Origin of the sequence: Pseudoalteromonas sp. S2755, assembly GCF_005886535.1 — a bacterium.
Classification (GTDB): domain Bacteria; phylum Pseudomonadota; class Gammaproteobacteria; order Enterobacterales; family Alteromonadaceae; genus Pseudoalteromonas.
Window position 1 is genome coordinate 1 of record NZ_PNDS01000087.1, and the last position, 12,861, is coordinate 12,861.

The 12,861-nt window shown below is 45.1% G+C and carries 12 protein-coding genes; all 12 read right to left on the reverse strand.

Annotated elements, in window-relative coordinates:
- Positions 1–73: 73 nt before the first annotated feature.
- Positions 74–3,154 carry a ligand-binding sensor domain-containing diguanylate cyclase gene (locus tag CWC03_RS15140; RefSeq protein WP_138582603.1) on the reverse strand — a complete coding sequence of 1,027 codons (3,081 nt, stop codon included), beginning with the start codon at positions 3,152–3,154 and terminating at the stop codon, positions 74–76.
- Positions 3,155–3,178: 24 nt separating this feature from the next.
- The gene (locus CWC03_RS15145; RefSeq protein ID WP_138582604.1) at positions 3,179–3,661 is read right to left on the reverse strand and encodes a phosphatidylglycerophosphatase A family protein; all 483 of its coding nucleotides are present in this window, start codon (positions 3,659–3,661) and stop codon (positions 3,179–3,181) included.
- Between the two features lie 8 nt (positions 3,662–3,669).
- Positions 3,670–4,632 (reverse strand): thiamine-phosphate kinase, encoded by a 963-nt coding sequence (gene thiL / locus CWC03_RS15150; RefSeq protein WP_138582605.1) that lies wholly within the window; start codon positions 4,630–4,632, stop codon positions 3,670–3,672.
- A 43-nt stretch (positions 4,633–4,675) separates the two neighbouring features.
- Complete coding sequence (nusB, locus tag CWC03_RS15155; RefSeq protein WP_010372094.1) at positions 4,676–5,086, reverse strand: transcription antitermination factor NusB; 411 nt, start codon at positions 5,084–5,086, stop codon at positions 4,676–4,678.
- 11 nt (positions 5,087–5,097) lie between these two features.
- Positions 5,098–5,562: a 6,7-dimethyl-8-ribityllumazine synthase gene (gene ribH / locus CWC03_RS15160; protein ID WP_010372096.1), complete on the reverse strand. Its 465-nt coding sequence runs from the start codon at positions 5,560–5,562 to the stop codon at positions 5,098–5,100.
- 116 nt (positions 5,563–5,678) lie between these two features.
- Positions 5,679–6,791, reverse strand: a complete 1,113-nt coding sequence (gene ribBA, locus CWC03_RS15165) for a bifunctional 3,4-dihydroxy-2-butanone-4-phosphate synthase/GTP cyclohydrolase II (RefSeq protein ID WP_010606133.1) — start codon at positions 6,789–6,791, stop codon at positions 5,679–5,681.
- 28 nt (positions 6,792–6,819) lie between these two features.
- Positions 6,820–7,476 carry a riboflavin synthase gene (locus CWC03_RS15170; protein WP_128728447.1) on the reverse strand — a complete coding sequence of 219 codons (657 nt, stop codon included), beginning with the start codon at positions 7,474–7,476 and terminating at the stop codon, positions 6,820–6,822.
- A 1-nt stretch (position 7,477) separates the two neighbouring features.
- A complete protein-coding gene (gene ribD / locus CWC03_RS15175; protein ID WP_138582606.1) occupies positions 7,478–8,590 on the reverse strand; it encodes a bifunctional diaminohydroxyphosphoribosylaminopyrimidine deaminase/5-amino-6-(5-phosphoribosylamino)uracil reductase RibD in 1,113 nt (370 codons plus the stop codon).
- Positions 8,587–9,036: a transcriptional regulator NrdR gene (nrdR, locus tag CWC03_RS15180; protein ID WP_010372109.1), complete on the reverse strand. Its 450-nt coding sequence runs from the start codon at positions 9,034–9,036 to the stop codon at positions 8,587–8,589. Before nrdR ends, ribD begins: the two co-directional genes overlap by 4 nt.
- 85 nt (positions 9,037–9,121) lie before the next feature.
- Positions 9,122–10,378, reverse strand: coding sequence for a serine hydroxymethyltransferase (gene glyA, locus CWC03_RS15185; protein ID WP_010372111.1), 1,257 nt, complete (start codon positions 10,376–10,378; stop codon positions 9,122–9,124).
- Positions 10,379–10,635: 257 nt separating this feature from the next.
- Entirely contained in the window at positions 10,636–11,919 is a 1,284-nt protein-coding gene (gene thrC / locus CWC03_RS15190; RefSeq protein WP_138582607.1) for a threonine synthase, read from the reverse strand.
- Positions 11,919–12,857 (reverse strand): homoserine kinase, encoded by a 939-nt coding sequence (gene thrB, locus CWC03_RS15195; protein WP_138582608.1) that lies wholly within the window; start codon positions 12,855–12,857, stop codon positions 11,919–11,921. Before thrB ends, thrC begins: the two co-directional genes overlap by 1 nt.
- Positions 12,858–12,861 lie beyond the last annotated feature (4 nt).

Below are 12,861 nucleotides of genomic sequence, written 5' to 3' on the forward strand. Positions count from 1 at the left end.
CTTCCACGTGGAAGCCTTTTTATATTGTTCTTGTCCTGAAATACGTTGACAGTTTGAGAGCTAATGACGAGCTTTACCTCATCCACACTCTTACTTCCGCAAGTCCATTGCTTTGCAGAAGTTGTAACTGAGACTCTATGTTCGCGCTTTGCTCAAATTCAAATGCATCCAATTGGTCGTCAAAGATGATTGTCGCTGCACCATCACCGCCACGTTGTTTGACCTGATGTAATGCGATATCAGCTAAGTTCACAGATGATTCCCAACCAATGACCTTACCACCCAGTAGCGGCAATGGATAATATGACCACCCCATAGACACCGTCAATTTAGTTGTTTTACCATTCGGTAAGCGGTAATCCGTTTCAGCAATCGCCTTACATAAGTCGCTGACATACTCTTCAATATAGTCTCTGCTAAAGTCGCGCAGTAGTAATAAGAATTCATCACCGCTCCAACGGACGACGTAATCCGAGCCTTGCGTTCGTGTATTGAGTAACGTCGCTAATTGCTGCAAACAGCTATCACCGCCAATGGGGCCATAAGAATCATTAATTTTGCTGAAATCATCAATGTTCATGATCATCAATACCAAACTCTTGTTTTGAGCCTGTAATGACTGCGCATTGCGCTGATAATGCTCGACATCTTTTGGTAACTGATCGAAGAGGAAGCGGCGACTACGTAGCCCCGTCAATTCATCTGAGTGACTTACAAGCTTAAGCTGAGTATTGACCTGGTTGAGCTTTTCATTGGCTTTTCTGAGCTCTGTCGTACGCTCTGCTATTAACGCTTCTAGCGCGGCTTGCTTTCTTCTTTCTTGTGCTCTAAAGACCCAGAAAATGAGATAGAACATAAATATAAACGCACAAGTGATAAACAACCTAAAGTAAATCGTTTCATCAAAACGGCGCGGTAACGTAATGGATAAGTTAAGCACCTTCGCCTGCTCCCAATCTTGCCCTTGGCGCTTAACTTCTAAAACAAAGGTGAAGTTGCCTGGTGGTAAATTGGTATAAATAGCCTCGCGGCGTGACAGAGCATCACGCCATTGCGTATCGTGCCCCTTTAGCTTGTATCTGAATTCAATGCTATGCGGCGCGTAAAAATCGATTGCAGTATAATTAATGGTTAGATCACGCTCAGATGTATCAAGCTGGATCACTTGATTTAATGATTCTGTACTAAATACTCTATCGTGGGTAGACAATGACTCTAATCGTGGCAATAAATCCCCACCGCCAAAAAGCTGAACATTTTTAGGGATCTCAACAACGCCTTGTAAACTGGGGTAAAAAATAGCTGACTCGGTTTCAACCACAGCATCATGCCCAAGTCCTGAACAACATTGGCTTGGCCTACCATCAAGCTGCCTATCGAATGGGCTTATTACTTGTTCAACTTGCAAACTCTCTATAACGTGACCAAATTGCGCAACGGGCATGCGATACACACCTTTCATTGTGCTCACCCAGATGAGCTCATTGCTCTTATCATAATGCAGCGAAAATATCGATCCGTAAGGTAATCCATTTGAAGCATCAAGCTGATACCAATCACCGTCTGAGGTACGATAGAATAACCCATCGTTGAGGGAGCCAACTAAAGTCGTCACGGTATCCAAATGCAAAATACTAGTGATATAAGCGGTATCCAATGACGTTTGAGAACCAATTTTTTCGATCCCCTTATCATTGTAACGATAAGCACCTTTGTTTGTACCAATGAAACCGTATCTAGGGAAATCTTCAACAAAAGTGACGAATTGGCTACCAAGAAATGCATTATAGGCAAACGGCGTTATCCCCTTGTAATCAAGACGGTATAAGCCCCTGCCAGTGCCAAACCACATCCCTCCACGATTTGAAGGACTGAGAGAAAATACTGGGTTTTGCCTAAGTTCTCTTTCATTTAATTTTTGCAGTGAACCATTTTCATAGATAAGCGCACCTCGATCAGTACCGAGAATGAGCTTTTCACCGATAAATTCTAAGTCGTGTATCACAGAACGATTTAACTGAGCACTTGTGAGCACGGGCTGATAGCTATCATTTAAGCCGATAATTCCAAGACCTTCTCTGCTAGCTACCCACAATTGACCATTCGGACCCTGAGTAATAGCTGAGATAGCTTGGTTTGTCCGCTGATCAATATGATGGCGCTCTACCTTTCCGGAATGAGCTAACCACAACCCTTCATTTAAACTAGCAAGCCAAATATTATTATCGTTATCCATAAAAATATCGGCAAACCAAATGCTCTGATCCAATTGAATTGGCTCAACCGCTTGCCAAATGCCACTATTTTGTCGGTATAACAACCGGCCATAAGTGGAAACCCAAAGACCACCTTCTTTATCGTTAAGAAACTTATACACCGCATTGTTACCCACTTCTTGGTAACGGCGTAATACCTCATCAATATCTAGAAAATAGGCGCCCAGCTCCGATGCTAAGAACAACTTACCATCAACCCAAGCTAAGTCATGTATGATAGTTTGTGCTAACTGTTCCGGTAATGACACTTTACTCGCTAATTCAAGCCGAACCCCATCGCCAGTACGGTTGCTTGATTCGCTAATTTTAAGTAAGTGGCGCTCATTTACCAACCAAATACCATCAGGTACCAGCGCCATTTTAGTCACTGAGCCTACAATTTGATTGATTTGGGTAACGTCTAACGTACTTTGTTCAATGTTATTGGCGGCTAACGTCAGCTTTTTCGCAGAAACATAATACAGACCATTTGCAGCAATCCAGATCCCGCCGTCTTCATCTTGCAAGATATCCCGTACCGGCCCCTGTAGATCGAAGCGCCGAGCTTCTAAGGTTTGGGGGTTAAGTCTTAACAGCCCTCGACGCGTGCCAACCCAAAGCATGCCAAATCGATCCACCACCAGTTTATTAATGGCATTGCTATTTAAAAACTCGGTATTTTGGGTGTTGAAGTTTTGGAATTGATGGCCATCAAACCGACTCAGACCAAACTGAGTTCCAAGCCAAATGTAGCCCTGATTGTCTTGAACGACACTCTTAACGCTTTGAGACGGTAGTCCACTTTGGATATTCCACTGTTTAACCACGTAATCATCTATCGCCGCAAAACTCGTCATAGGTAGCAGCAAAGTGAAAATGAAAAACAATAGCCTTGTCATCTCGATTCCATCACATCAGCACAGTTAGACTAAAATGCCAGTTTTAAACAAAGCTTGCACGCAAATCAATGAAAAAATGCCAGCTAATACGTCATCTAGCATGATCCCCGAACCACCGTGCAAACGTTTATCGAGCCATCTTATCGGACCCGGTTTCAAAATATCGAAAAAGCGGAACAAAATAAACCCGACGATTAATGACTGCCAGCTAAGTGCAGCCCCTATCATGGTAATATAAAATCCAGCCACTTCATCCCAGACGATAGCTGAATGATCATGAACATTAACATCGTCCGCTGTTTTACCACACACCCAAATCCCAAACAACGTCATGACAATCGCAACAAGGCATTGCAACCAAATTGGTGCGCCTTGGGTTGCGAAAATAAACGGTAATGCGGCGAATGTGCCGAAAGTACCAGGTGCTTTTTTCGCTAAACCAAGACCAAACCCGAGTGCAAAGAACTGATGCGGCTTCTTTAAATTAAATACGTACTGCTTAGCCAAACCAACTCCTAGCTAAAATGCTCAAAACCAAGCCCTGTGAGCTGATAAGGTTGACCTTTTTTGAGCAACTGAATTTCGCCATTATTAGCGGTAATTTGGCCAATGCAAACTGGCTCAACACCATATTGCTTCAATCTAGTTTCTACAGCACTTTTGTTATTATCATTGACCGTGAAGAGTAACTCGTAGTCATCACCAAAACCGAGCGCCAGTCGCATGCGTGCATCTTCATCAAGATTTGAGCGCAGTGCATCTGATTGTGGGACTTTATCGGTATTTATCTTAGCGCCAACTAACGAGGCACGTAAAATATGCTTAAGATCCGCGAGTAGACCGTCAGAGATATCGATTGCAGAGGTGGCAAGACCCCTAAGCACTTGACCAGCTGCAACCCGTGGCGCTGGGTAATGAAACTTTTCAAGGGCCGCTTTGTAATGTTTTGGCTCAAGCGTCCAACCCTGCTTTCGCGCTTCAATAGCAAGCCCTGCGTCACCAAGCGGACCTGTTACATAAATCCAATCCCCCACTCGCGCTCCTGAACGCTTGAGTGCTTTACCGGCTGGTACAATACCTTTTGCACATACGGTGATAGTCAATGGGCCTTGGGTTGTATCGCCACCTATTACTTGTACATTATAGTACTCAGCAATTTCATGCATACCCTCAGTGAAGGCTTCTAACCACGCCAAGTCAACGTTGGGTATGGTTAAACCAAGTGACACCCAAGTAGGTTCAGCGCCCATAGCAGCTAAGTCGCTAAGGTTTACCGCGATCACACGATGGCCAAGCGCCCGTGGTGGGATATCTTCAAAAAAGTGCACACCCGCAACTAGCGTATCCGTTGTCACCGCAAGCTGATTGCCAGCAGGAACTGAAACTAAGGCGCAGTCATCACCGATCCCAAGCTCTACATCTCGACGAATAATGCCACGGCCTTTAAAATAGTGATTGATTAGCTCAAATTCTTTCATACACAAAAAAGCCGGCCAAGGCCGGCTATTCCTATAGTAAAGCTTATTTGCGAATAAACTTAACCGCTTTGTCTAGTACACCGTTAACGAATTTGTGGCTTTCTTCAGCGCCAAACATTTTCGCTAACTCAATACCTTCATTGATAGCCACTTTATATGGCACATCTTCACGGAATTTAAGCTCATAAGCACTAACACGTAACACGGCAAGCTCAACCATATCCAATTCTTCAAGTGGACGAGCTAAATGCGGACGAATTGCTTCGTCTAGCTGCTTTTGGTTAACAACAACACCACGTGCTAAGTCTTTGAAGTATTCTACATCGACTTTCGTTACGTCGTTTTCGATCAGCATTTGCTGTTCGATATCGGCAATTGGGTTACCACTTAGCTGCCAAGAATAAATAGCTTGTAAAGCAAGTACACGTGCTTTGCGTCTAGCTGCTGGTTTCACTGAGATTCCTCTTAAATTTGCTCTAGCACGTTCACCATTTCTAGAGCTCCAAGGGCGGCTTCTCCCCCTTTGTTGCCCATTTTAGTGCCCGCGCGCTCGATAGCTTGCTCAATGCTTTCAGTAGTAAGTACACCAAAAGCAACAGGGATGTCATAATCTAATGAAACGCTAGCTAAGCCTTTGTTAGACTCGTTAGCAACTAAATCGAAGTGTGGCGTACCACCACGAATAATCACGCCTAGCGCAATAATCGCATCGTGCTCTTTTTTCATCGCAACGCGTTTTGCTGCCAGTGGTAGTTCAACCGCTCCCGGTACATATACAACCGTGATGTCTTCATCGCTAACACCACCGGTACGTTTTAATTCATCTACAGCGCCTTCAAGTAGGCTGCTACCGATAAAATCGTTAAAACGTGAAATGACAATGGCAAATTTTTTGCCAGGAGCGTATTTATTACCTTCGATTACTTTCATTAGATGTTCCTAATCTGTATGAGCAATTGCCAAATTGAGGCGCATGATAGCACAGTAATGTGGCAATCGCCTACTATCTGAATATAGGCGATTGCGATCAATTTGGCATTTTGGAATTATTTTGGTTCGACGTATTCAACCACTTCTAAGTGGAAACCAGACAGTGCATGATATTTTTTAGGTAGACTCATTAGGCGCATTTTCTGAATGCCTAAATCAGCCAAAATTTGCGACCCTACACCTACGGTGCGCGAAGTACCTTGGAATTTACGGTAGTTCACCTGTTCACCCGCATCTTCCGCAGCAAATGCCTTAACCAGCGCTTCCATCTCTTCGCTGCGTTCTTGCTTACCAAGAATGACTAATACGCCTTCGTTGTCGGCGATGTGCTTCATGGCACTTTGCAGTGTCCAGCTTCTATCCGCACTACGATCTGAATGAAGAATATCGTTAAACGTGCTTTGCAAATGCACGCGGACTAAATTGGCTTCTTCCGATTTGATCTCGCCTTTTACCATCGCATAGTGAAGCTGATTATCAATGGTGTCTTTGTACGTTACCAGGTTAAACTCACCAAACTCGGTAGGCAGTTTACACTCTGCTACTTTTTCGATAGTGGTTTCGTTTAAGTTACGATACTCAATTAAATCAGCAATGGTGCCGATTTTAATATCGTGTTCTTTTGCGAATACTTCTAGTTGTGGGCGACGTGCCATAGTGCCATCTGGATTGAGAATTTCAACAATCACAGATGCAGGTTCCAATCCCGCCAAACGTGCTAAATCACATCCAGCTTCAGTATGACCTGCACGCGTTAAAACGCCGCCTGGTTGCGCCATGATTGGGAAGATATGACCAGGTTGTACAATATCTTCAGGCACCGCACCTTTGGCAACTGCAGCTTGCACTGTACGAGCGCGATCTGCCGCTGAAATCCCCGTCGTTACCCCTTTTGCAGCTTCAATAGACAAAGTAAAGTTGGTAGAGAACTGAGCGCCATTGGTTTTCACCATTAGTGGCAAGTTCAGCTGCTCACAGCGCTCCTGTGTCATGGTCAAACAGATTAACCCGCGACCATATGTTGCCATGAAATTAATTGCATCTGGTGTAATGTGCTCTGCTGCAATGATCAGATCACCTTCATTTTCTCGGTCTTCATCATCCATCAAAATAACCATTTTACCGGCTTTAATGTCCGCGATGATTTCCTCAGCACTATTTAAACTCATAGTTTTCCCATTTTTACTTTGTCTGTGGCTACTTTATAAAGCCAGCTTTCGCCAATAGACTGGTTGTGAGAGTGGACTCGCTGGCAGCGCTTGGCTCCCCCTGAATTAGTCTTTCGAGGTAGCGGGCGATTTGGTCAACCTCTAGGTTTAGTTTTGACCCGACTTGAAAACCTGCAATCGTCGTTTCTTGCGCCGTGTGTGGCACTATGGTCAGTTTAAAGCGATTTTGTTCCACGGCATTGACCGTCAAACTGATACCATCAATGGCAACCGAACCTTTATACGGAATATACTTCATTAGCGATGATGGCGCAGTCAACCAGTAGTCAGTCGCTCTGGCATTAGCGGTTATCTCAACCACTTCAGCAATACCATCCACATGGCCTGACACCAAATGACCGCCGAGGCGTGAAATTGGCTGCAGTGCCTTTTCAAGATTGACCTTTTGGCCTTGTTGGTACTCGGCAAAACGCGTTAAACTTAAGGTCTCGTTAGAAACATCGGCTTTGAAGCCATCATGAAACTTCTCAGTTACAGTCAGGCAAACCCCGTTCGTGGCAATACTATCACCCAAGTTTACATCGCTCATATCAAGAGATGTCGTGGTCACACGAACAATTAAATCGCCGCCCTTGAGCTGCAATTGAGTTAATGTTCCTGTTGCTTCGATAATACCTGTAAACATTTTACTTCTCTTTAGTCGCGATAAGTTTGAGATCAGGCCCCACTTGGCAAACGTCGCCAAACACTAACTCTGGTATTTGCGACATGGCACTCAGTGGTGTGGTGTTAAACAGTCCTTTTCCAGCGCCAATTATTTTCGGTGCCAAATAGATGATATATTCATCGATTAACCCTTGTTCATGCATTACCCCCGCAAGGGTGGCACCGGCTTCTAGCCAAACATAATTACAGTGCTTTTCAGCCAGCTTGTTGAGCACGGCTTTTAGGTCGAGCTTACCGTTGATTTCAGGCACGACAATTTGCTCTACGAAATGAGGCCATTGCACTGAATTATCAATAGTACGGCGGAAAATAATCACTGGAGATGCAATTGTAAATAGCGCAAGATCTGGTGTCAGACGATTTTGTGAGTCAATAATCGCACGTATCGGCTGGCGTAGCTCAGATTGAGGATAATCGGTGTCTTGCAAAAACTCCTCACGAACATTGAGTCTGGCGTTGTCTACCATAACCGTATCGGCTCCGGACAAGACCACGCAACTTTGCGCGCGGTGACGCTGTACGTCTAAGCGCGCTGCAGCTGAGGTAATCCACTTGCTCTGGCCATTGTTTAATGCGGTTTTCCCATCAAGAGAAGCGGCAAGTTTACAGGTCACGAACGGCACTCCATACTCCATTCGTTTCAAAAAACCATTATTTAGTGCCCTAGCTTGTAGCTCTAGCAAACCATAGGCTGTTGCAATACCCGCGGCGTCTAACATTGCCAATCCACGCCCTGCAACCTGTGGGTTGGGATCAACCATGGCTGCAACCACTCTGCTGACGCCTGCGTCAATCAGACCTTTTGCACACGGCGGCGTTCTACCATAGTGACTACATGGCTCAAGCGTTACATAGGCAGTTGCACCAGCGGCTTTAGCTCCAGCTTGCTTAAGCGCATGCACTTCAGCATGGCCTTCACCTGCTTTTAAGTGCGCGCCTTCGCCGACGATTTCACCGTCTTTTACGATCACACAGCCGACGTTTGGATTGGGTGTTGTGGTGTATTTACCGCGCTTTGCAAGCGTGATGGCGCGGCTCATGAAATCATGGTCTTGCGCTGTGAACTGGCTCAATCCCCCAACCTCGCAATTTCTTCACCAAACTCACGGATATCTTCGAAAGAGCGATATACCGAAGCAAATCGCACATAAGCCACTTTATCGAGCTTTTTGAGGGCTTCCATAATACATTCGCCAATCATGTCGCTTGGTACTTCACGTTCGCCCGTACCCCGAATTTGAGATTTAATTTGGTGCACTACTTCTTCTATTTGTTCTGTGCTAACAGGACGCTTTTCCAGCGCTCGGTGCATGCCATTGAGTAACTTATCTTCATTGAAAGGCTCCCTGGTACCATCTTGCTTTATCACGCGCGGCATTAAGAGCTCTGCGCCCTCAAAGGTAGTAAAGCGTTCGTGGCATAAAATACACTCACGACGGCGACGGACTTGGTGGCCGGAAGCAACCAAACGTGAATCTATCACTTTGGTATCTTTGGCTGTACAGAATGGACAATGCATAGACGCTCTCGTTGACTCAAAAACAAAAAAGGCCGCTTGAATGCGGCCTTAATCATAACAAAAAACTGCTTTTTTGTGAGCGAAATTATGCGTAAACAGGTAATTTAGCGCAAATTGCTTTTACTTTTTCTTTCACTTGTGCCTGTACAGACTCATCATTGATGTTGTCTAGTACGTCACAGATCCAGCCAGCAAGCTCTTTCGACTCAGCTTCTTTGAAGCCACGACGAGTGATTGCAGGAGAACCGATACGCAGACCAGAAGTAACGAACGGTGAGCGTGGGTCGTTTGGTACAGAGTTTTTGTTTACTGTGATGTTTGCACGGCCAAGCGCAGCATCTGCATCTTTACCTGTGATGTCTTTATCAATCAGGTCAAGTAGGAACAGGTGGTTTTCAGTTTTGCCAGAAACCACTTTATAACCACGCTCCTGAAGTACCGCAACCATAGCTTGTGCATTTTTAACCACTTGCTCTTGGTATGACTTGAACTCTGGCTGTAGTGCTTCTTTGAACGCAACCGCTTTTGCAGCGATAACGTGACATAGAGGACCACCTTGGCCACCCGGGAATACGGCAGAGTTTAGCTTTTTGTAGATTTCTTCATCATCACAAGCAGAGATGATAAGACCACCACGAGGACCCGCTAGCGTTTTGTGCGTTGTAGTTGTTACAACGTGTGCATGAGGCACTGGGCTTGGGTAGATACCAGCGGCAACAAGACCTGCAACGTGCGCCATATCAACAAGTAGGTAAGCGCCTACTTTATCAGCGATTTCGCGGAACTTCGCCCAGTCAACGATACCTGAGTACGCAGAGAAACCACCGATGATCATTTTCGGCTTGTGTTCAAGTGCTAACGCTTCAACTTGGGCATAATCGATTTCGCCAGTTTCTTCGTTTAGACCGTACTGGATAGCATTGTACGTTTTACCAGAGAAGTTTACATGTGAACCGTGCGTTAAGTGACCACCGTGAGCAAGGCTCATACCTAGCACAGTGTCATGTGGCTGAAGTAGCGCTTGGAATACCGCCGCGTTTGCTTGTGAGCCCGCGTGAGGCTGAACGTTTGCGTAAGTCGAACCAAATAGCGCATTGGCACGGTCAATCGCAAGTTGCTCAACCACGTCAACGTGCTCACAACCGCCGTAATAACGCTTACCAGGGTAACCTTCAGCATACTTGTTTGTTAACTGAGAACCCTGCGCCTCAAGTACACGTGGGCTACAGTAGTTCTCAGAAGCGATAAGCTCAATGTGCTCTTCTTGACGTGAAGTTTCTGCTTCAATCGCTGCAAATAGTTCTGGGTCAAAATCTGCAATATTCATGTTACGTTCTAACATGGTTTCTCCTAGGTAAACGTAAGGGTATTTTTAAAGACAATCTAGCATCACAAGATAACCAGTTTGCCTATGAAATCAGCATGGGCATATTTAAGCAGGGATTGAATTTATTTCACACCCCTATCGCGATGATATTTTTTTATTTAAACATTAATATTTTAAATAAGACAACCTAAGTTGCATTTGAAAAGCTAATATAGTCCTGAAATTGACCTTATCTGAGTGAGCGTTCTACCCACTCAGATAGGCACTCTGATTTAGTTGAGTTTTGCTAACATTGCTGCCTTCAAAGCATCATAATCTGCATTAAGCGGCTCTGCCAAACATGGTTTTTGCAATGCATCGGCCAACGGTTTCGGCATATCAAGCTGCTGATTTAAAACACCTTCTACAGATTCCTTAAACTTCGCAGGATGCGCAGTGGCAAGGAAAATTCCGGTTTCATCCGCTTGAGAGTCCAACACTGATCCCTCGTAGGCTATCGCAGTGTGCGGCTCGGCCAAGTAACCTTTATCATGTAATGCTTGCATGACTGTTTGAGTTCGCGCTTCTGATACCGAACGTGAATAAAAGTCATGTTTGTTAAAATCCCCTCTTTCTAACATGATTTCAACCCGAGGCCAGTTATTAGGTTTACTCACGTCCATCGCATTTGAGAGGGATTCCAAAGTGTCGTTTGGTTGCCACTCACCCGAGGCAATGTAACGGGGCACTGTATCATTTTGGTTTGTCGTGGCACTTAACTTGGCAATAGGTAATCCAATCGTCGCCGCAATCATCGCCGCACAGACATTCCCGAAGTTACCACTTGGTACTGAAACATGTACTTTATCACGCTGCGACTTAGGTAATTGCGCTAGTGCTTCAAAGTAATAACACACCTGCGCCACTAAGCGGCTGATGTTGATAGAGTTCGCCGAATTAAGACCAAGCTTTTGCTTTACTTCGTCATCAAGGAATGCAGACTTCACCATCGCTTGGCAGTCATCAAAGCTGCCATCTACAGCATAACAATGAATGTTCTTCCCAAGTGTTGTAAACAGCTTTTGTTGGGCAAGGGAAATTTTGCCATGAGGATAAAGTATCACCACATCGACATTTTCTTTTTCATAAAATGCATGGGCAACGGCGGCGCCTGTATCACCACTTGTTGCCGTGAGGATAGTCACACGCTCACCTTGATTAAACATGCTAATGCATTCCGCCATAAAGCGGCCGCCAAAGTCCTTAAACGCCAATGTTGGTCCGTGAAACAACTCTAAACAATGCTGATTTTTAGCAACTTCTACTAGCTTAGCTGGGAAATTAAAGGCACGTTTTACCATCGCATCGAGCGTATCTTGTGGTAGTTCATCACCAATAAGGTGATGTAGTACCTTGGCACTACGCTCAGCAAAAGGTAATTCAAGTAATGCATCGACATCCGCAATACGCTCAAATGCAGGAGGAAAAAAGACCCCTTGGTTACGGCCTAAACCGATTTTTACCGCTTCAACAAATGAAACAACCTGATGTTCGTCTTTTAAATTCACTAATCTCATTACTTTTGATCCTTTAATTCTCTTGTGCCTTGCGTATCTAATCGGCAAACATGGCTAAAACCCGCTTCATTAATGTAATTTTGTTGCAACCACTGCTGCACTGCATTTGCCTGTTGCTCAGACTTACAAATGCTAAATAGCGTAGGCCCTGCCCCGGAGATACTCACCAGCTCGGCACCTAAAGCTGGTAGCGCGTCTTTTGCTTCGTTAAAGCCGGCAATGAGTGGTGCTCTCGCTTCCTCGGCAATACTGTCTTTCATCATCGACAGTGCTTTGTCAAATTGACCTGACTGCATCAATAAACAAAAGCCCGACAGTCGCTGGGCAAACTCCACCGTATCATGCAAAGAAAACTGCTGTGGTAGTGCTTGTCTTGCTTTAGCTGTATTCAATGCAAAGCCAGGATATGCAATAACATAAAACCAGCTTTCATCATGCGCAACACTGATTGCTTTGCTTGGAATGCAGTCTGCTGTCAGTTGTAGTCCACCAAGGTAGCATGGCGTGATGTTGTCGTAGTGACGACCGCCACTGACCTTTGCTTCAAAGTCGGCCATCAATTCAATGAGCGCCTCTTGGCTTAATTGCGTATTGGCAAAATCATTGAGTGCAGCGAAAGCGGCAACCACAGAGCAAGCGCTAGAGCCTAGACCTGAACCAACAGGAAGGCCTTTATACAAGGTCATGGCAACCGCAGGCATGCTGGGAGCTACATACTGTTTGAAATGCTGTAAGCACTGAAACGCTAAATTGTCTTTAGGATCGGCGGAGAGCTTTTCGGCATATGGACCAATACAATTGAACGTATCACGCTCTGCAGCTTCAACACTGATCTGATCACCCAGTAAACTGCCATCAATAGGCTGGAGTGCCGCGCCAAGGGCGTCAAAGCCAACACAAAAATTACCCATTGACGCTGGTGCATAAAATGTTTTCATAACT